General features: G+C 71.5%; 14 protein-coding genes. 6 read left to right on the top strand and 8 right to left on the bottom strand.

Annotated features, from left to right (window positions below; genetic code table 11):
- Positions 1-88: 88 nt before the first annotated feature.
- Both KBX34_RS00810 and KBX34_RS00805 read right to left on the bottom strand, forming a co-directional pair.
- Positions 89-1432, bottom strand: a complete 1344-nt coding sequence (locus tag KBX34_RS00810) for a class I SAM-dependent methyltransferase (RefSeq protein ID WP_099850773.1) — start codon at positions 1430-1432, stop codon at positions 89-91.
- The gene (locus KBX34_RS00805) at positions 1429-2826 is read right to left on the bottom strand and encodes an FAD-binding oxidoreductase (protein WP_099850771.1); all 1398 of its coding nucleotides are present in this window, start codon (positions 2824-2826) and stop codon (positions 1429-1431) included. Before KBX34_RS00805 ends, KBX34_RS00810 begins: the two co-directional genes overlap by 4 nt.
- 93 nt (positions 2827-2919) lie before the next feature.
- Here KBX34_RS00805 and KBX34_RS00800 point away from each other — a divergent pair, with 93 nt between their 5' ends.
- The 3 genes from KBX34_RS00800 to KBX34_RS00790 are packed head-to-tail and all read left to right on the top strand — an operon-like array spanning position 2920 to position 4464.
- Positions 2920-3390, top strand: coding sequence for an aminoacyl-tRNA deacylase (locus KBX34_RS00800; RefSeq protein WP_088946353.1), 471 nt, complete (start codon positions 2920-2922; stop codon positions 3388-3390).
- 38 nt (positions 3391-3428) lie between these two features.
- Complete coding sequence (locus tag KBX34_RS00795; protein WP_210922655.1) at positions 3429-3713, top strand: DUF427 domain-containing protein; 285 nt, start codon at positions 3429-3431, stop codon at positions 3711-3713.
- A 46-nt stretch (positions 3714-3759) separates the two neighbouring features.
- Entirely contained in the window at positions 3760-4464 is a 705-nt protein-coding gene (locus KBX34_RS00790) for an RICIN domain-containing protein (RefSeq protein ID WP_141907997.1), read from the top strand.
- Positions 4465-4494: 30 nt separating this feature from the next.
- Here the strand turns inward: KBX34_RS00790 and KBX34_RS00785 are convergent, their stop codons facing one another.
- Complete coding sequence (locus KBX34_RS00785) at positions 4495-5850, bottom strand: MFS transporter (protein WP_247671280.1); 1356 nt, start codon at positions 5848-5850, stop codon at positions 4495-4497.
- Between the two features lies 1 nt (position 5851).
- Here KBX34_RS00785 and KBX34_RS00780 point away from each other — a divergent pair, with 1 nt between their 5' ends.
- Positions 5852-6859, top strand: a complete 1008-nt coding sequence (locus KBX34_RS00780) for a GlxA family transcriptional regulator (RefSeq protein ID WP_210922652.1) — start codon at positions 5852-5854, stop codon at positions 6857-6859.
- A gap of 156 nt (positions 6860-7015) precedes the next feature.
- On the opposite strand, the gene KBX34_RS00775 is transcribed toward KBX34_RS00780, so the two are convergent.
- Genes KBX34_RS00775 through KBX34_RS00765 form a run of 3 tightly spaced genes read right to left on the bottom strand, consistent with a single transcriptional unit; the run spans position 7016 to position 10924 of the window.
- A complete protein-coding gene (locus KBX34_RS00775; RefSeq protein WP_088946350.1) occupies positions 7016-7480 on the bottom strand; it encodes a hypothetical protein in 465 nt (154 codons plus the stop codon).
- Positions 7481-7508: 28 nt separating this feature from the next.
- Positions 7509-9461 carry a VWA domain-containing protein gene (locus KBX34_RS00770; RefSeq protein WP_088946349.1) on the bottom strand — a complete coding sequence of 651 codons (1953 nt, stop codon included), beginning with the start codon at positions 9459-9461 and terminating at the stop codon, positions 7509-7511.
- A 2-nt stretch (positions 9462-9463) separates the two neighbouring features.
- Positions 9464-10924, bottom strand: a complete 1461-nt coding sequence (locus KBX34_RS00765; RefSeq protein WP_210922650.1) for a sigma 54-interacting transcriptional regulator — start codon at positions 10922-10924, stop codon at positions 9464-9466.
- A 209-nt stretch (positions 10925-11133) separates the two neighbouring features.
- Between KBX34_RS00765 and KBX34_RS00760 the strand changes: the two genes are divergently transcribed.
- Positions 11134-12408, top strand: coding sequence for a TIR-like protein FxsC (locus KBX34_RS00760; RefSeq protein WP_210793165.1), 1275 nt, complete (start codon positions 11134-11136; stop codon positions 12406-12408).
- Positions 12392-16444 (top strand): FxSxx-COOH system tetratricopeptide repeat protein, encoded by a 4053-nt coding sequence (gene fxsT / locus KBX34_RS00755; RefSeq protein ID WP_210922648.1) that lies wholly within the window; start codon positions 12392-12394, stop codon positions 16442-16444. The genes KBX34_RS00760 and fxsT overlap by 17 nt, the downstream gene beginning before the upstream one ends.
- Here the strand turns inward: fxsT and KBX34_RS33310 are convergent.
- Together KBX34_RS33310 and KBX34_RS00745 are read right to left on the bottom strand one after the other, a co-directional pair.
- Positions 16413-18320 carry an HEXXH motif domain-containing protein gene (locus KBX34_RS33310; protein WP_210922646.1) on the bottom strand — a complete coding sequence of 636 codons (1908 nt, stop codon included), beginning with the start codon at positions 18318-18320 and terminating at the stop codon, positions 16413-16415. The two genes, fxsT and KBX34_RS33310, sit on opposite strands and share 32 nt — an antisense overlap.
- The gene (locus KBX34_RS00745) at positions 18317-19492 is read right to left on the bottom strand and encodes an FxsB family cyclophane-forming radical SAM/SPASM peptide maturase (RefSeq protein ID WP_210922644.1); all 1176 of its coding nucleotides are present in this window, start codon (positions 19490-19492) and stop codon (positions 18317-18319) included. The genes KBX34_RS33310 and KBX34_RS00745 overlap by 4 nt, the downstream gene beginning before the upstream one ends.
- Positions 19493-19514: the final 22 nt, after the last annotated feature.

The following is a 19514-nucleotide window of genomic DNA, read 5'->3' as shown; positions in this document are numbered from 1 at the left end:
TTGTACGTACAAAACTTGTTTGTCAATCGGTTCGCGAGAAGCCGCGCCGACTTTCTCGACGCGGCTTCAGGCAACGGTCAGCAGGTGATCAGGGCAACCAGTCCGGTCGCAGCGGATAGCCGTTCACACCATCCGGGCCGTTGTGCGTGGCCAGCACCTGGTGCAGCTGGATGCCGTTGCGCTCGAACGCCATCCGCGACCCGGCCATGTACAGCCCCCACACCCGGGCGGTGCCCGCACCCACCTCGGACACACAGAAGTCCCAGTGCTCGACCAGGTTGCGACACCAGGCAGCCAGCGTCAGCGCGTAGTGCTGGCGCAGGTTCTCCTCGTGGTGCACCTCGAAGCCGGCGTCGTGCACCTCGCTGATCAACCGGCCCGGACCGGCCAACTCGCCGTCCGGGAAGACGTACCGGTCGATGAACGCGCCGGAGCGGTGCGGCGCCCGATTGTCCGCGCGGGTGATGCAGTGGTTGAGCAGGCGGCCGCCCTGCCGCAGCCGACTGCGCAACGCCCCGAAGTAGGCGGGGTAGTTGCGCACCCCGATGTGCTCGGTCAGCCCGATCGAGGAGATGGCGTCGAACTGCTCCGGCGGCGCGTCCCGGTAGTCCAGGTGTCGCACCTCGGCCAGCCCGGTCAGCCCCTCCCGCTCGATCGCGGCCTGCGCCCACTGCGCCTGTGCCTGCGACAGGGTCACCCCGAGCGCCTTGACGCCGTACTCACGCGCGGCGTGCCGCACCATGCCACCCCAGCCGCAGCCCACATCCAGCAGCCGCATGCCCTTCTTGAGCCCCAGCTTGCCGGCGACCAGGTCGTACTTCGCGGCCTGGGCCTGCTCCAGCGTGTCGTCCGGAGACCGGTAGACCGCGCAGGTGTACGTCATCGACGGGCCGAGCACCTTCTCGTAGAAGGCGTTGGAGACGTCGTAGTGGTGGGAGATCGCCGTGCTGTCGCGCACCCGGGAGTGCCGCATCCCGTTCATCACCCGCTTCCAGCGCGGCAACGCCTCCTGCGGTGGCGCCGGCGGCGGCATCAGCCGCTCCCAGCCCAGCCCACGCACCAGCGCGAGCCCCTCGGCCAGCGACGGTGGGCGCAACCGCAGCTCGTCCTTGAGCACCCGCAACGCCTCGTACGGGTCGCCCGGGTGCACGCCCTGCAACGCCAGGTCGCCACTGACGTAGGCCCGGGCCATGCCCAGGTCACCGGGCGCGGTGAGCAGATAGGACAAACCCCGCTCGGATTGGATCGCCAGGGTGATGCCCGCGTCGGACGGGCCGACGGAACTGCCGTCGTACCCGGTGATCCGCACCGGCAACGGCCCCGAGGTGACCGCGCGGATGACATCCGCCACGGTCGGACCCGTTTGCCGGCCCCCCGCCGGTGGGGTGGCGGGGACGCTCGCCGCCCCCTGATCTCTGTCGGTCAGGCTCATGCTCGTGCTACCGCCTTTTCGTACAGTCCCGTCAGCCGGTGGTCCGGGTCGTAGCGGTCTTTCACCGCGCGCCACGTGTCGCCGCCGTAGAGGCGATCGAAGGCGTCCCGGTCGTAGTACGCGTCGGAGTAGAGCGACTTGTGCCCGCCCGACTCCGACACCCTGCGTTCGATCGTGCGGTTGACGTCGCCGTCGGCGGCGCCCGGCGCGATCGGCACGCTCCCCCAGAACCCGATGTTGACGTAGTCCTGCCCCGGCCGGAGTGGATACAGCGGCCAGGACCGTGCCGAGCCGGGCCCCGCCGGCTCACGCAGTCGCAACGGACACAGCCACACCGGGTTCATCCCCACTGCGCTGGCGAACCACCGCAGGAAGTCAGCCGTCTCACCCAGCGGGATCTCCACGTCCTGCACGACCCGCTCCCGGGCCGGTTGCCCGCGCAGCCGGTCGATCCGGGCCGCCACCTGGTGTCGGTGCTCAAGACGGACCAGCCGGTGGTAGAAGTCGCTGCGCCGGTAACGCGCCGGCCAGAACCTGCGCATGACCGGGTGCTGCGCACCGAACGCCGCCGAGCACCAGAACCAGTCGGTGTCCCAGCGCCAGAGATAGTCGTGCGCGGTGAGCACGTCGCGGGTGCGCTGGCGCAGCGACCGGTAGTAGATCGCCTGGCCGGTGTAGTCGCTGGGCGGGCCCGCCGCGTCGGTGAACGTGGCCAGCACCAGGTACGCCTCACCGGGGCTGAACATCACCCCGTCCATCGCGTCGACCGGCTCGCCGGCCCAGGATCGGGTCGCGGTCACCTCCGCGATCGCGTCGGTGAGGGCCTCCAGCTGGGTGAACCGGACGTTGCGCAACGCCACGTACCGGCCGACCGGTTGCAGCTCGATGCGCAGCCGGGTGGCGTAGCCGAGGCTGCCCAGCGAGTTGGGGAACGCGGCGAACAGGTCGGCGTGCTCCCCGTCGGGTCGGGCGGTGACGATCTCGCCGGAGCCGGTGAGCACGTCCAGCTCCCGGACCGACTCGTGCGGCAGGCCGTTGCGGAACGAGGTCGACTCGATCCCGAGGCCGGTCACCGCACCGCCCAACGTGATGGTGCGCAGCTGTGGCACCACCAGCGGCATCAGCCCGTGTGGCAGGGTCGCGTCGACCAGGTCCTCGTACGTGCACATGCCCTGCACGTCGGCGGTGCGGCCGGTCGGGTCGACCGACAGCACGCCGTTCAGGCCACTCACGTCGAGCCCCGGAGTCCGGGGAGCGGACCGGGGACGGAACAGGTTGGAAGTGCGTTTGGCCAGCCGGACAGGCTCGCCCGTGGGCACCGCGGCGTACGACCGTCGCAGCGTGTCCACCGCTTGATCATGGTCAATGGGGTGATCCACACGCTCAGCGCGCATGTGATCACCTTACGCTCGCGTTCCAAAAACCGTGGGACGTCGACGATGGCAGTTTCCCGTCCGCTGACCGGCTCGGCCGTTACCGTGGCGGGCATGCCATCGCCCGCGATCGCCGCCCTGGAAGCAGCCCAACTGCCATATCGGCTGGTCAGCCGCGGTGAGGCCGGCAGCCTCGCGGAGGCTGCCGCGGCCCAGGGTGTGGCCGTCGCCGATGTGGTGAAGACGATCGTGGTCCGCCGGAGTGCGGACGATCACCTGTTCGTGCTCACCCCCGGGGACCGGGTCGTCTCGTGGCCCAAGCTGCGCGCGCTGCTCGGGGTGCAGCGGCTGTCCATGCCCGACGCGGCGGGCGCACTGGCCGCCACCGGTTACGAACGCGGCACCATCACCCCGTTCGGCGCGAGCACGGCCTGGCCGGTGATCGCCGACGAGCGACTGCGCGGCCGGGAGATCAGTCTCGGCGCCGGTGAACGCGGCCTCGCCATCGCCGCCGACGCCGATGCAGTGATCGCCGCCCTCGACGCCACAGTGGCCGACGTCACCGACCCGCAGCCGACCCGCTGAGCGCTGCCGACGTCACTGCCACGGCCTAGTGTTGAGACATGCCAAAAGCCGTGTGGAATGACCTGGTCGTCGCCGAGAGCGACGACACCGTGCTGGTGGAGGGCAACCACTACTTCCCCCGCTCCGCCCTGCGCGACGACCTGATCCGGGAGTCCGCGACGCACACCGTCTGCCCGTGGAAGGGCACCGCCTCGTACTACACCCTTGAGCACGAGGGCAGCACCAGCGCGGACGTCGTCTGGTATTACCCGGAGCCCAAGCCGGACGCCGAGATGGTGCGTGACCGGGTGGCGTTCTGGAAGGACGTCCGGGTCGTCGACTGACCGCCGGGCTGGCTCCGGCGCGCCGCCGTGGGCGAGGATGACGCGTATGTCCGCGCCCCACGAACGCCCCGACCCCGCCGGCACCGTCTACGGCGGGCGACAGGCACGCCGCCCCGGGCCGCTGGCCGACCCGCTGCTGCGGGTCGCCGTGGCTGTCGGGGTCGTCGGCGCGCTCCTCGGGGTGGTCTTCGCCACCGGGCTGCTCGACGGGCAGGACGAGCAGCCCGTGCCGGCGACGGTCGGCGCGTCGTCCAGCGCCGCGGCGCCGACCGACCCGGCGGCTGACCCGAGCGCACCGGCCGAGCCGTCACCGACCCCGTCGGCGACCCCGGCCGGGCCACCCACCGGGCCCCGGGTGCTCCGGGTCGCCTCCGGGCTCTGCCTCGGGCTCGACGGCGACGGCGAGAAGGCCGGCGCCCAGTTGGCCGCGTGCAGCGGCGGCCCGGAGCAGCAGTGGGTGGTCAACCCGGTCGGCGCGGACGTGCTGACGTTGACCAACGCGGCCCACGGGCAGTGCCTGGACGTCGAGGGCGGCAGCCGGGACGACGGCGCACGGGTGATGCAGTGGCCCTGCCACGGCGAGGCCAACCAGCAGTGGCGGCTCACCGCGACCGGCACCGGCCCGGTGCTGCTGGTCGCGGCGCACAGCGGCAAGTGCGCGCAGGCCGACGACGACGGCGTCGAGGCGGGCGACGAGGTCCGGCAGCGGCCCTGCGACGGCCGGCCGGCCCAGCAGTGGACCGTGAGCTGACCGACCGCAGTCGCTGCCGCCGGCCCGGCCTCAGCCTCGGAAGCTCCACGCCTTCGGGGCGGTCGCGGCGGCCAGCACGGCCTCCGGCACCGGCCGGCCCGGTCGCCGACGCAGCAGCAACGACAGTCCGGCCGCGCCGATCGACAGCGCGCCCGCCACGTACCAGGCCATCGCGTAGTCGCCGAGCCGGTCGCGGACCAGCCCCGCACCGGTCGCCGCGACCGCCGCGCCGAGTTGGTGCGCGGCGAACACCCAGCCGAACACCACCGCTCCGGCGCCACCGAAATACTCCCGGCACAACGCCACGGTCGGCGGCACGGTGGCCACCCAGTCCAGGCCGTAGAAGACGATGAACACCAGCATGGTCGGCTCGGCGGTGCCGGAGAACAGGCTCGGCAGCACCAGCAGGGACGCCCCACGCAGCGCGTAGTACATGCCGAGCAGCAACCGACTGTCCACCCGGTCGGTGAGCCAGCCGGAGGCGATAGTGCCGACGATGTCGAAGAGCCCAACCAGGGCGAGCAGCCCGGCCGCCGTGGTCTGGGCCATGCCGTGGTCGTGCGCCGCCGGCACGAAGTGGGTGCCGACCAGGCCGTTGGTCGTCGCGCCGCAGATCGCGAACCCCCCGGCCAGCAGCCAGAACGGGCGGGTCCGGGCCGCGGTCGCCAGCGCGCCCAGCGCCCGGGCCGCCGCGCCGCCGGTCGCCGGGGGCGCCGGGACGACCTCGTCCGCCCCGTAGGCGGGCAGACCGAGATCCGCCGGGTGCTCGCGCAGGAACCACACCACCAGGGGTACGACCGCCAGCGCGGCTCCGGCCACGACGAGTGCCGCCGTACGCCAGCCGTGGTCGCGCACCAGGATGGCGATCAGTGGCAGGAACACCAGTTGTCCGGCGGCCCCGCCGGCGGTCAGCACCCCGGTGACCAAGCCCCTTCGCCGGACGAACCAGCGCCCGGTGATGGTGGCCACGAACGCCAGCGCCATCGACCCGGTGCCCAGGCCGACCAGCACACCCCAGCAGAGCAGGAGCTGCCAGCTGGCGCTCATGAAGACAGTCAGCCCACTGCCCGCGGCGACCAGCAGCAGCGCCACCGAGACCACCCGGCGGATGCCGAACCGGTCCATCAGGGCGGCGGCGAACGGCGCGGTCAGCCCGTAGAGCAGCAGGTTGACCGAGACGGCCGCGGAGATCGTGGCCAGTGGCCAGCCGAACTCCTCGTGCAGCGGGTGCAGCAGCACCGACGGGGTGGCGCGGAAGCCGGCAGCACCGACCAGCGCCACGAAGGCGACGGCGGCGACCAGCCAGGCGGGATGCAGACGGCGGTTCTTGAACACGGCACCAGTCTGGGCGGGGCCGTACGGCACGACGAGTGGCCGGAAAGCCATCATGCGCAATAATCGGGCCATGACCGTTCGCGCGCACCGGATCGCCGTACTCGCCCTGGACCACGTGGTCGGCCTGGACCTCGGCACCCCCGCGCAGGTCTTCAGCACCGCCCGGGCCGCCGACCAGACGCCCTTCTACGACGTGCGGGTGTGCACCCCGGGCGGGCGACCGGTGCGCAGCACCGCCGGCTTCCAGGTGGTCCCCGACCATGGTCTGGAACTGCTCGACACCGCCGACACGGTGATCGTCCCGGGCATCCACGACGGCACCGCGTTGATCTCGGGCACCGTCGAGCCGGAGGTCGCCGAGGCGCTGCGTGGGGCACACGAGCGGGGTGTCCGGATCATGTCGATCTGCACGGGAGCGTTCGTGCTGGCCGCCGCCGGGCTGCTCGACGGGCGTCGGGCAACGACCCACTGGGCGTACGCCGAGCGGTTCCGCAGCCTGCACGGCCGGGTGGACCTCGACCCGGGCGTGCTCTTCATCGCCGACGATCAGGTGCTCACCTCGGCCGGGGTCGCCGCCGGCATCGACCTCTGCCTGCACGTCATCCGCCTCGACCACGGCAGCGAGGTGGCCAACCGGGCCGCGCGGCGCTGCGTGATGCCGCCGTGGCGCGACGGTGGCCAGGCGCAGTACATCGAGCGGCCGGTGCCGAAGGCCACCGACACCAGCACCGCGAGCGCGCGGGAGTGGGCGCGGCAGCGGCTGCACGAGCCGATCGCGCTGCGCGACCTGGCCGAGCAGGCGCGGATGAGCGTGCGCACCTTCACCCGGCGCTTCCGGTCCGAGACCGGCCTGAGCCCAGCCCAGTGGTTGCTGCAACAGCGCACCGACCACGCGCGACTGCTGCTGGAGACGACCGACCTCACCGTCGACCAGATCGCCCACCGCTCGGGTTTCGGCACCACCGCCGCCCTGCGCCAGCAGCTCCACCAACGCATCGGCGTAGCGCCCTCGACCTACCGCCGCACCTTCCACCCGCGAAGCGAGCTGATCGGCGGCTGATCCCGCCAGGCACCCCCGCCGCGCACCCGGGTGGTCCTGCCGCCGCGCGCCTGAAGCCACCGTCCAGGGCATCGCAACTTTGAGCGTGATGACTGTGAGGCATAAATATGCCTCACAGGTATCACGCTCAACAGAGCGCGATGCCCGACGCCCGCTTCAGGAGCGGAGCAGGTGCAGCTGGGCCTGGTGTTTGGGCAGGTGGACCCGGGTGTGCAGATCGAGGGTGCGGGACCACGGCAGCGACTCCTCGACGATGAGGTCGAAGCCCTCGCGCAGGTGAGTCTCGACCGGGGTCTCCGCCGCCAGGCCGAGCTGGTCGACCAGCCCGCACAACCGGTCGCTGGTGCCGTGCAGCAGAGCGGTGAGACCCCGCAGACCACCCTGCTCGGCGGCCAGCGCGTCGAGCTGCGGACGGTGGAAGTCTTCCTCCATCTCGTAGTAGGCGAACGGCGACCCGGCCAGCAGCGCCTCGGTGGCCTGGATCATCAGCTCGTCGTTGGCGACCAGATGCGCGACGATCTGCTCGGCGCTGAGCTGCCCCTCCGGAGCCGGACCGAACCCGCCAGCGTCGACCTCCGCGAACAGGGCACCGTAAGCCCGCCGCATTCCCCCGCTCTCCATTCCCCCAGTCAACCCGCCCCGCCGGGAGTTAGCGGCGGGATTGGCGGGAGCGGAGGTAGTCGGAGACCACGTACTCGCCGAGGTCGTCGGTGTCCGGCGTGAACATCCGGCCTCGACTACGGCGGGCCACCGCGTCCACGAAACGCCGCAGGCCCGGGTCGTCGCCGAGCATGAACAGGTTGAGCGTGGCGCCGTAGCGGCTCAGCCGGTCCACCTCGCGAACCGTCGCCTCGATCGTCTCCGGCAGCGGCGGCCAGTGGAACAGCGCCTCCCCGTCGTCCGGGTCGAGGTGGGCGGTCGGCTCGCCGTCGGTGACGACCAGGACCACCGGCTCGGCGTCCGGGTGTCGGCGCAGGTGCCGACCAGCCAACCGCAGCGCGTGCTGGAGATTGGTGCCCTGTTCCCCGTCCGGCTCGACAGCGGCCAGCTCCTGCTGGGTGAGCGTCGTCGCCTCCCGGCCGAAGCCCACGATCTGCAGGGCGTCCTGCGGGAAACGCGTCTCCATGAGGTGCGCCAGCGCCAGCGCCGTCTGCTTCATCGGCCCCCAACGACCCTGAGAGATCATCGAGTACGACAGGTCGACGCAGAGCACCACCGCCGCCGACGCCCGCTTCTCGGTCTCCACCACCTCGAAGTCGTCCACCGCGAGCTGCACCGGGACCGTCGGCCCGGCCCGGCTGACCGCCCGGGTCAACGTCCGGACCACGTCCAACGGCTGCTCGTCGCCGTACTCCCAGGGTCGTGACGCACCGCTGACCTCGCCGGCGGCCCCCGCCGAGCGCAGGTCGTGCTGGCCGCGCGGCCCGGCGGTCAGGTCGGAGAAGACCCGTCGCAGCGCGGTCCCGCCGAGCCGGCGCAGCGCCTTCGGGCTCAACGTGAGCCCTTCGGCGTCCCGGCTCACCCAGCCCTGCCGGCGAAGCTCCCGCTCCAGATCGCGCAGTCGGCGGACGTCGTCGGCGGCGTCCCGTCCCAGCGTCCGGGCCACCGCGTCGACGTCCACGTCGTCCAGGGTCGCCCCGGGGTGTTCCTGGTCGAGCTGGTCCAGCAGGTCGTCCAGGTCGCCGATCTCACCCAACGCGCCGGCCGCGTCGGCGTAGTCCAGTGGCTGGTCACCTCGGACCCGTTCGCCACGCCCCCAGCGCAGGTCGGGGCGCAGTGCCCGCAGGTTCGCGTCGAGCGCTGACAACTCCCCGGAGAGGCGGTCGCCGAGCGACTGCTGCATCAGACCGGCCAGCTCGGCGCGCTGCCGGTCGGAGAGCGAGTTCATCAGCCGCTCACCGGCCGCCGAGCGGCGGGCCAGCACGTCGATCAGCTCGTCGACCGTCTCCGGCTTCTCCGGGAAGAAGTCACCGTGTCTGCGCATGAACTCGGCGAACGCGTCGGTGGTGTCCTCCGCGCGACCGTGCCGGGCCAGCAGGTCGTTCAGGTCGCCCATCATCTCGGCGAGCCGCTGCTGGGCGGCCGGGTCGGCGGACGCGCGCACGGCGTCGCGCAGCCCGGCGAACCGCTGACCGAGCACGTCGTCGCGAAGTTGGTCGAGGATCTGCTGGTACGAGCGGCGGGCGTCGTCGCTCGCCCACTGGTAGCCGGACAGCTCCTCCACCGCCCGCGCGGTGGAACGGGGCAGGTTGTCCAGCACCGACTCGGCGAACCGCGCGGCGTCGTCGTCGCGCCCGCGCAACTCGTCCCGCTCGGCGGCGAGAGCCTGGTCGAGCAGAGCCTGGGCCCTGGTCACCGCGCCGTCCAGGTCACCGCGACGCAGCGCCTCCCGGCGCAGCCGCCGAGCCCGGGCAGCCAGGTCGTCCAGCCCACCCCGCCCCTGGGGGCCACGGCGCAGCAGGTCGCGCAGCGCCTCCCGCAGGCTTCCGCCGGCCAGCACCTCGGCGCCGACCGCGTCCACCGCCTCACGCACGTCGTACGGGGGTGCGAGCGGGTCGGGCCCGCCGTTCCACTGCCCGTACCGGAACCGGTTGCCGGCCACGGTCAGCCCCGGCCGCCGTAGACGGTGCGCCCGGAGTCGGTGACGTCCTTGCCGAGCCGGCGGGTCAGGTGCAGCCCTTCCAGCACGAACTCGACGGCAGCCGCCGCTTCCTCCGGGGTGGGCGCGTCGCCCAGGCCGAGCCGGTCGAGGACCTTCGCCAGGCCGGGCACGGTGCCGACCTGGCGCAGCAGCTCGGAGGCGCTGACCAGCTCTCCGGTCTCGATCGCCGCGCCGTCCTCGACGAGCGCCGTGAAGCCGGACAGGTCCAGCCCGGCCAGGTGCGCGCGGAACGTCTCGGCGGTCGCGGTCCGCAGCAGGTGGGCGAGGACCTCGATCTCCCGCCCCTCCTCGCCGCTCTCGAACTCGACCTTGCCGCGCAGGGTGCTGGTCACCGACACGGCGTCGCCGACCCGGGCCACCGCCGCCTCGGGCCGCCCATCCGGGGTGGCGGTGGCGGCGAGCAGACCGGCGCGGCGCAGCGCGGCGCCAGCGACCGTCTCGGCGGCGGCGATGGCGAACCGGGCGGAGACCCCGGAGCGCGGGTCCACCGACGGCGACTCCCGTACCGCCCGGGCGAAGCGGGCCAGCACCTCCAGGACGTGCTCCGGCACGGCGGCGACCAGGTCGGCCTCCTGCCGGATGAGGTCCAGCTCCAGGGCCAGGTCGACCGGGTAGTGGGTGCGGATCTCCGCGCCGAACCGGTCCTTGAGCGGCGTGATGATCCGGCCCCGGTTGGTGTAGTCCTCCGGGTTGGCGCTGGCGACCAGGAGCAGGTCCAGCGGAAGCCGCAGCTGGTAGCCACGGACCTGGATGTCCCGCTCCTCCAGCACGTTGAGCAGCGCTACCTGGATCCGCTCGGCCAGGTCGGGCAGCTCGTTGACGGCGAAGATGCCGCGGTTGGTGCGCGGCACCAACCCGAAGTGGATGGTCTCCGGGTCGCCGAGGGTGCGGCCCTGGGCGATCCGGATCGGGTCCACGTCACCGATCAGGTCGCCGACGCTGGTGTCCGGGGTGGCGAGCTTCTCGCCGTAGCGCATCGAGCGGTGCAGCCAGCCGACCGGCTGGTCGTCGCCGGCCTCGGCGACCTGGGCACGGGAAGCCGGGGTGAGCGGGTGCATGGGGTGCTCGTTGAGCACCGAGCCAGGGATGACCGGGGTCCACTCGTCGAGCAGCGCGCCGAGTGCGCGGATCAGTCGGGTCTTGCCCTGGCCGCGCTCACCGAGCAGCACCATGTCGTGCCCGGCGAGCAGCGCCCGCTCGACCTCGGGCAGCACGCTGTCGTCGTAGCCGACGATGCCGGGGAAACGGGCCTCGCCGGAGCGCATCCGGGCGAGGAGGTTGTCGCGGAGTTCCTGCTTGACGGTGCGGTACTGGTGACCGGCCGCCCGAAGCGCGCCGAGCGTGCCGGGCAGGTCGGCCGGTGGAACCGGGATTACCGGGGTAGGCGCAGTCACCCGACCCACGCTAGCTCACCCCGGAGTCGACCTACGCCAATACGGAAAGTGATATCCGAGACGCCCTCTTGATGCGCCGATCGGCGGGCTGTGGCACGCCGTCTCCGCCCCTATACTCACGGTTAGCTCCGCCGTTTACGGCCGCCGAAAAATGGCCGTGGCCGACGGGGTCACGGCCCGGCCATCCGATGGTCAACCTCTCCCGGCGCGGAGGTGCGGTGCTGTACTTCTTCCTCAGTTACGCGAGGGGCGACGAGGACGCACTGGTCCAACGTCTTTACGAGGATCTCAGCGCAGAGGTACGGCTGATCGCGGGTCTGCCCCGCGACGAGCGGGTGGGTTTCGTCGATCGCACCATCCTGCTGGGCGAGCGGTGGCCGCAACGGCTGGTCGAGGCGCTGAGCACGTGCCGATCCTTTCTCGCTCTGATGACGCCTAGATATTTCCAGAGCGAGCCCTGCGGCCAGGAATGGCGGATCTTCGCCGACCGCACTGCCCGCTACGACCAGCAGAACGGGGTGGACAGCTCGCTCCTCAAACCGCTGATGTGGATCCCGGCCCGACCCGGCCGCATCCATCCGGTCGCCTCCCCGCTGCAATATTCCTCCCACAGCCTGGGCGACCTCTATCAGCGGTTGGGGGTCCGGCAGCTGATGCGACTGCAACGGCACAGCGACGACTACCGCACGTTCCTCTTCGAACTGGCCAACCAGATCGTGTCCAGTGTGGAGGAGCATCCGCTGCCGGAGGGCCAGCGCACTATCGACCTGCGCGCCACGCCCAGCGCCTTCCACCAGGCGCCCGGGCAGCTCGCGGCGGACGTCGACCAGTTCGCACCGATGCTGGTCCACTTCATCGTCGCGGCGTCGCACCGGGACGAGATGAGCACGGTACGCCAACACGTGACCACGTACGGCAACCATGCGTTGGACTGGGCACCGTACGGGCCGCCGCTGCCCGATCCGGTCGTCGACTACGCCCGTGAGATCGCGGCCGACCACAGCTACCGGTCAACGGTGGTGGACCTGACGGAGCTGGCCCGCCGCGCCGAGCAGGCCGCCCGCTACAACCAGATCATGGTGCTGATCGTCGACGCCTGGCTGACCCGCCTGCCCGAGCAACGACAGTCGCTTGCCGCCCACGCCACTGCCGCCCTGCGCGACGGTGGCACCACGGCCGTGCTGATCCCGAGCAGCCGCGACGACACGGAGACCCGGGAGCACTGGCAGTCACTGTCGCGCGCGTGTCGGGAGATCTTCGACGACCTGGCCTCGGACGACGAGCTCTACCGGTCCAACATCCTCACCCACCGCGCCTTCCAGGAGGAGCTGCCGGAGGTCCTGGAGGTCGCTCGTAACCGGGTGTTCAGCCGAGGAGCGGTGCACCGGCCCCCCAGCCCCGCCACGGACACCCGACCACCACGCATCGACGGGCCCTGGGGCGCGGAGAGCGACGACACCACACCGGAGGACGGCCGTGACAACGAGCGCTGACCCGGGCATCACCGGCGATGGTGTCGAGGGTCGAATCATTACGTTCTACTCGTACAAGGGTGGCACCGGCCGCACCATGGCGCTCGCCAACGTCGCCTGGATCCTGGCGGCCAACGGCTACCGGGTGCTCGCTGTCGACTGGGACCTGGAATCCCCCGGTCTGCACAAATATTTTCACCCGTTCCTCCTCGACAAGGATCTGCGGACGTCGACCGGGATCATCGACATGGTCCGCGACTACGCCGAGGCGGTCGTTCGACCGTTGGAGGAGACGGAGGACGAGGACTGGCTCGGCAGCGCCGCCGACGTGCTGCACCACGCCGTCTCGCTGCACTGGGATTTCCCCGCTCCCAACTCGGCCGTCCGGCCTTCTGCGGGTCCGACTCCAAAGGGCAGCCTGGACCTGTTACCCGCCGGCCGACAGGACACGGCATACACCAAGGCCGTGAGCACCTTCGACTGGCAGGCGTTCTTCGAGAAGCTGGGCGGCAACAGCTTCCTCGACGCACTGGCCGCCAGCATGCGGGACAACTACGACTACGTGCTGATCGACAGCCGGACCGGCGTCAGCGACGGTGCGGGCATCTGCACCGTGCGGCTGCCCGACGCCGTGGTCACCTCCTTCACGCTCAACGACCAGAGCATCGACGGAGCTGCCGGCGTCACCCGCTCCATCATCCGGCAGCGCGGCGACCGACCGGTCCGAATCCTGCCGGTCCCGATGCGTGTGGACAACGCCGAGCAGCTCAAGTTGGAGGCGGGCCGGGACCACGCGCGCCGCCGCTTCGCGCCCCTGCTGCCCCGGACTTCCGTAGAGGAGAGCGACCGGTACTGGGGTGAGATCGAGATCCCCTACCAGCCCTACTACGCGTACGAGGAGATCCTGGCGGGGTTCGGCGACCGGGCCCACCATGAGGGCACGCTGCTCGCCGCCTACGAGCGACTGACCAAGGCGATCACCGAGGACGCGGTCGACAGCCTGCCAGCCATGGAGGATCGGCTGCGCCGTCAGTGGTTGGCCAAGTTCGAGAGGCAACGCATCTCCGGTGCCGCACCGGACGTCTTCGTCAGCTACGTCTCCCTCGACCGGTCCTGGGCCGAATGGGTCCGCGACGAGCTCCGTTCGGCGGGGCTGCGTACGGTGATGCGAGAGGTCGACTTCCCGGCCAGCCCTGTCGAGGGGACGTCGACGGCCGCCGGTTTCAAGGATGCGGCCCGGCTGGTGGTGCTGCTGTCCCAGGAATACATGCAGTCGTCTAACGCCAGCGAGTTGTGGTCCCAGGCCACCAGCTACGAGTCGGGCAGCGGCGGCAACTTCCTGGTGCCCGTCCGGTTGGACAATTCCCGGGCGCCTGCGGTGTTCCTGGAACGCGTTCCGGTGGACCTGGTGGGCGCCACGCAGGAGGAGGCCGCCACCCGTCTGCTTGAGGCCCTGGACCATCCCGCCCGCCCGGCGACCGACCCGGAGGGTGCCGGGCAGCGACGGCGGTTCCCCGGCAACGAGCCACCGGTCTGGCGGGTGCCGTTGCCGCGTAACGTCCAGTTCGTCGGCCGCAGCCGACTCCTGGAGGAGATGCGCGACTGGCTGTCGTCGGCCGAGGCCCGGCACACCCCGCTCGCACTGCACGGTCTGGGTGGCGTCGGCAAGAGCCAGATCGCCCTGGAATACGCCTACCGCTTCCGCGCCGAGTACGACGTCGTCTGGTGGATCTCCGCGCAGCAACCGAGCGTCATGCGGCTCGCTCTGGCCTCGCTCGCCGACCGGCTGGCGGACAAGGCGGACACACCCCTCGGGGGCAACGTCGCCGAGCGGGTCCAGTGGGTGCTGGACGCCCTGCGCCGGGGTGACCCCTTCCGGCGGTGGCTGTTGGTGCTCGACAACGCCGACGACCCCGCCGAGTTGCACGACCTGATGCCGCAGGGGCCTGGCCACGTGCTCGTCACCACCCGCAACCACGTCTGGGCGCGGCACGCCCGCAATTTCGAGGTGGGTGCCTTCGACCGCGCGGAGAGCACCGCGTTGTTGCGTCGGCGAATCCCACGCCTGCCCCTGGCTGATGCCGAGATGGTCGCTGACCGCCTGGGCGACCTGCCGCTCGCCGTCGAGCAGGCGGGAGCATGGCTCGCCACCACTGGCGAGTCGGCCGTCCAGTATCTGCAGCGACTGCGCCGGTATCTGCCAGGCATGCTCTCCGACGAGCTCCCCACCGACTATCAACAGACCGGCGCGGAGCCATGGCTCGTCTCCCTGGAGAGCCTGCGGGAGCGCAATCCGGCGGCGGCGAAGCTGCTGGAGGTCTGCGCCTTCTTCGCCGCCGAGCCGATCCCGATGTCGCTGCTCTACGACGACAGTTTCATCAACGTGCTTCTCCCCTACGATCCGTCGGTACGGGATCCCCTGCTCATGGGGCGTGCGCTGCGGGATGTCGGCCGCTACGCGCTGGCGCGAATCGACAGCGTGCGCGGCGGGCGCGGGCGCACTCCGGACCGCGGTGACGACGGCAACCAGACCAGCCTCCGCATGCACCCACTGGTGCAGGAGCTGATCCGGGAGTCCATGTCCGACGAGGCCAAGGCGGAGAACCGGCGTCACGTGCACGCGATCCTCGCCGCCGCCAACCCGAAGGACCCCGACCAGCCCCGCAACTGGCCGATCTACGCGGATCTCTGGCCACACCTGCTGCCGTCGAAGACCCTCAACTCGCCCCAGCCGGAGGTCCGACAGCTGTTGCTCGACGTGGCCCGCTACATGTGGACACGGGTCGACTTCGCCACCTGCTCCGAGCTGGCCGAGAAGGCGATCGAGGCGTGGCGGGCGGAGCATGGCGCTGACGACCCGCCGACCCAGATGATGCGCTTCCACCTCGCCAACGCGCTGCGCCTCGAGGCGCAGTACCAGGCCGCGTACGACATCGATCAGGACGTGTACCAGCGGCTCTCCGACACGCTCGGCGAGGACCACGAGTACACGGTGATCGTGGCGGGCAGCCTCGCCGCGGACCTGCGCGCGCTCGGGTTCTTCGAACGGGCGCGCGAGTTGGACACCCGCACGGAGGAGTTGGCCCGTGAGGTGTTCGGCGAGGAACACCCAAGGGCGTTGATCGCCGCGCACAACCTGGCCCTGTCGCTCCGGCTGGTCGGCGATCTGCGTGGGGCGTTGCGGCTCAACGAACGCACCCTGGCCCGCCGCCGCGACACCCTCGGTCCGATGCACCCGTACACCCTCTTCTCGGAGGGGCAGTACGGCCGCGACCTGCGCGACACGGGCGACCTCACCGAGTCCCGCCGGGTCCTGGAGGCAGCGGTGGAGGCGGACCGGGAGGTGCTCGGCGAGGAGGACAGCGAGACGCTACGGGTAGCCAAGAACTACGCGGTGACCCTCCGGAAATTGGGCGAGTTCGAGCGGGCCCACGCGTTGAGCGCGGACGTGCTGGTCCGTTCCCGCCGTCGGCACGGCCCCGATCATCCGGACGTGCAGGCCGCAGCGATGAATCTGGCCTGTGACGAGTCCGCTCTGGAGGACGACGCGGGCGCGCTTCGCCGGGCACGGCCGGTATACCGGTGGTATCGGGACGCGATGGGCGAGGACCACCTGTTCACCCTGGCGTACGGCAACAACCTGGCGATCTTCCTCCGGAAGGCTGGGGATCTGGAGGCGGCCTTCACGCTGTCCGACGAGGTCGTCAACCGTTTCACCGAACGGGTCGGCGCGGACCATCCGTACACGCTGGCCGCGAACATCAACCTCGCCAACTGCTGGTACGTGCGTCGGGAGTTCGCGGCGGCCCTCGCCGCCGACCAGGACTGTTACGAGCGGGCGCAGCGCATCCTCGGGCCGTCCCACCCGGACACCCTCGCGGTGGCGAACAACCTGGCCACCAGTCTGAGTGTCGCCGGAGACCACCGAGGTGCCCGCACTCTGCGTGACGCGGTGATGCCCCTCTTCCGCCGCGTCCTGGGTGACAGCCACCCGAACACCATCGCCCTGGTCGAGGCGAACCGCCTCAACTGCGATCTGGAACCGCCACCGACGTAGACGACGCGCCACCGTGCTCGATGCCCGCTGCCGCCACGCAGGTGACCGGAGCAAGCCAGCGGGCCAGTTCGAGTGGATCCTCCGGGTGCCCGGCCGCGCGCAGCCGCAGGTACACCGCTCGGCACAGCTCCGGGTCGGCGCCGCCGGTCTTCTGCGCTGCCGTCAGGCGCTGCTCGGCGAGGGCCAGGCCGACCCAGGCGGAGAGCTGCTCCGGATCAGCGCACACCTGCCCGCGGTAGCTCTCGCGGGCGGCGAGGTCATCCCCGGCGGCGAGGGCCAGGTCACCGTCGGACGCCATGGGCAGTGCGTCGACGAGGCGTTCCGCGCCGGTGCGCAGCCGCATGAACCGCTCCGGATCGCTTAACCGCAGCCGCACCAGATCGAGCCGTGGGCTGAGGCTCAGCCATCGACCGTCGGCCGGTTCCACCCGCAGCGTGACGATGGCGGCGGGGCACGGCAGGCCGGCCGCGCGGGCGGCGGCGAGCTGGTGGACGGCGTCCGGATCCGGCCGGCGGTTCCGCAGTCGCCAGACCGTCCAGTGGTCCTCGGCGGCCTCCCTGGCGAGCTCGGCCGCCCCCGGGTCCACCGGGTCCCGCCAGTCGTCGATGACCCGCCGCAGACCGGTGACGAATTCGCGGCCGGCCGCGGTCAGACGGCCGAAGGACTCGATGTCCGCGCAGGTGCGGGACACGCGGTCGCGCCAGCGAGCGAATTCCACCTCGGCCAACCGGGCCGGGCCACCACTGCGTAACGCACGACGCCCCCGCCAGAACTCGGTCACCGCGATGAAGGCGTAGACACCCTGGAGGACGGCGCCGAGAGGACGCGGATCGTCGCGCCAGGGGGCGTAGTAGTAGCGCCGGTCGTCACGGTCGTAGAGGGGCTCGACGTCGATCGTCGCTCCGAGCTTGGCGTGCTGGAACTCGTGCAGCAGACCAAGCGCGAACGCCTCCCCGTCGATCGGACGGGTCATCGAGACCGACCCGAAGGCGTCCATGCTGGTGACGTTGACCCCGGCGCTGACCGAATCGGCCAGCAGCGGCACGAGGCAGCGCAGGCCCTCGGCTATCGCCTCGGCGTGCCGACGGTGGTGACGCACCAGCATCGGCCAGGCCTCGTCGAGCAGCCGTTGCCACTCGGACACCTCGGCGGGCGTGAGCCGGTCCGCGGCGCACAGCTGGTGCCGGTCCCGGTACGGGTCGAGATCGTCGAGAGTGATCCGCAGCGTCAACCCGTCTGCGGTGCTGCACAGTCGGTGCAGGCCGGACCAGCCGTCGGTCTCCGCACCCGGCCCAGCGTCCGGCGGAGGAACCAGCGACACCGTGACCGGCCCGACCAGGAGCTGCGACCCCGCCCGTTCGATGGTCACCCGCTGCGCGTCCCCCACCCGCGCGAGCCCGAGCGTGGGCAGGTAGACGACCCCGTCGCGCGGCGTGACGCTGAGCTCGAAGTCCATTCCGGCCCGGAGGGCCGCCACCGCGGCGATCGACCCGAGCGGGGTCAGCTCGGCTTCGACGGGCCACTCGGGTGCGGCCTCCACCACCAACCCGCCGGTCGTCCGGCCGACTGCCGCGGCGGACGCCGAACCGGACGGCATCGGCGTACGCAGTCGCCGCAGCGCGGTGGCCAACCAGGCACCGGTGTGCGGCAGGGCCAGCACCGCCGGCCCCGCCTCGGGCGACCGGTCCGCCGCCGTGGCCCACAGCGCGAAGTGTCGGGTGGTCTCCTCCGAATCGGCGGTGTCGAGGAGCGCGCGCAGCTGAAGCATGCGTTTGCTCACCTGACCGTCACGCAGCAGACGGATCGTCCTCCGGTCACCGAGGCCAGCCGCGAGCGCCGCGAGGTCGTCGGGGGCGAGCCGGTGGTATCCCGTCACGACCGCTCCCGGGGCATGGCTGCCAGGTCCGCTCGCAGGCGTCGTTCCACATGGGCGATGAGCAGCAGAAGATCGGGGCAGTAGACGGACGGGTTGGTGAAGCTTCCCTCCCGGTACCGATGGGGATAGTTGCCGGCACCGCAGACCCGGTGCACGGGGCACGCTCGGCAGGAGGCGGCGAGGGCCTCAACTCCCACCTGGCGGGCGATGACGGCGGGGTGCCGCAGCACATCGTCGAGGGAGTCGGTGAAGACGGTCAGGTCGGTGCCGACCGCGCCGGGGTAGGTGGAGCGCAGGGTGTCGACCTGCTCGTACGCCCCGTCGGTGTTGATCACCACTGCGGCCACCGGGCTCAGCCCGAGGGATTCGGTCCGGCTCCGCCCTCCGAACAGCAGATTGATGAGTTCTTCGAAGAGACGCACCCGGGTCAGGCGGGGCGAGGTGTCGTACCAGGCATCGAATGCGGCGGCCAACCAGGTGCCGTAAGGGCTCGGGCCGTCACCCCGCCGCGGCGGCGCCTCCCAGTTGGCGTGCGGGAGCAGGAAGTCCACCATCGGCGGCCGGTACGACACCAGCGTCTCGTAGGTCTGTCGCGGATCGGCGGCGAGGTCCACGACGCAGAGCACACCCGCGTACGAGTCGGGCCGCTCGGCGAGCAGGCGCAGGGCGCGGTCGACCTCGTCGTAGCTGCTGCGGCCCGACGCGTACCGCCGGTGCCTGTCGTTCGACGTCCGGTCTCCGTCCAGACTCACGCCCACCCGCACCCGGGCGTCGGCCAGCAGGGAGAGAGCGTGTGGAGTCAGGAGGGTGCCGTTGGTCTGCACGCTGATCTGGGCCTGCGACGGCGCGACCGCCTCCCGGAGCCGGTCCGCCATCCGGACCAGGTTGGGAGCGCCGACCAGGAGCGGTTCACCGCCGTGCAGGACGATCCGCACATCGGTCTGGTCGTGGGCGCGGACGTGTTCACGTATCCGCCGGCAGGCGTGGTCGAAGATCGCCGGGGCCATCAGCAGGGGGTCGGAGAGGGCGCTGCGGTCCGCCAGTTCGTACATGTAGCAGTAGTCGCAGGCCAGGTTGCACCTGCTGTGGACCTTGAGGATGAACTCCGAGAACGGGACGGGCCGCGGGCGGGCGGCGACGCCGCCCTCGGCTACCGTGACGGCCCCCGTCATGCCGCGCCCGCCGCCCGGCATC

It is taken from the genome of Micromonospora sp. M61 (assembly GCF_018070245.1).
Taxonomy (GTDB): Bacteria; Actinomycetota; Actinomycetes; order Mycobacteriales; family Micromonosporaceae; genus Micromonospora; species Micromonospora zamorensis.
The sequence above is the reverse complement of the archived record's forward strand: the minus strand, read 5'-3'. Positions and strand labels throughout refer to the sequence as shown.

What these genes read in the sequence shown, in the direction of transcription:
- KBX34_RS00810 (WP_099850773.1), bottom strand. Translation starts at nt 1,432, where the DNA reads ATGAGCCTGACCGACAGAGATCAGGGGGCGGCGAGCGTCCCCGCCACC.
- KBX34_RS00805 (WP_099850771.1), bottom strand. Translation starts at nt 2,826, where the DNA reads ATGCGCGCTGAGCGTGTGGATCACCCCATTGACCATGATCAAGCGGTG.
- KBX34_RS00800 (WP_088946353.1), top strand. Translation starts at nt 2,920, where the DNA reads ATGCCATCGCCCGCGATCGCCGCCCTGGAAGCAGCCCAACTGCCATAT.
- KBX34_RS00795 (WP_210922655.1), top strand. Translation starts at nt 3,429, where the DNA reads ATGCCAAAAGCCGTGTGGAATGACCTGGTCGTCGCCGAGAGCGACGAC.
- KBX34_RS00790 (WP_141907997.1), top strand. Translation starts at nt 3,760, where the DNA reads ATGTCCGCGCCCCACGAACGCCCCGACCCCGCCGGCACCGTCTACGGC.
- KBX34_RS00785 (WP_247671280.1), bottom strand. Translation starts at nt 5,850, where the DNA reads ATGGCTTTCCGGCCACTCGTCGTGCCGTACGGCCCCGCCCAGACTGGT.
- KBX34_RS00780 (WP_210922652.1), top strand. Translation starts at nt 5,852, where the DNA reads ATGCGCAATAATCGGGCCATGACCGTTCGCGCGCACCGGATCGCCGTA.
- KBX34_RS00775 (WP_088946350.1), bottom strand. Translation starts at nt 7,480, where the DNA reads ATGGAGAGCGGGGGAATGCGGCGGGCTTACGGTGCCCTGTTCGCGGAG.
- KBX34_RS00745 (WP_210922644.1), bottom strand. Translation starts at nt 19,492, where the DNA reads ATGACGGGGGCCGTCACGGTAGCCGAGGGCGGCGTCGCCGCCCGCCCG.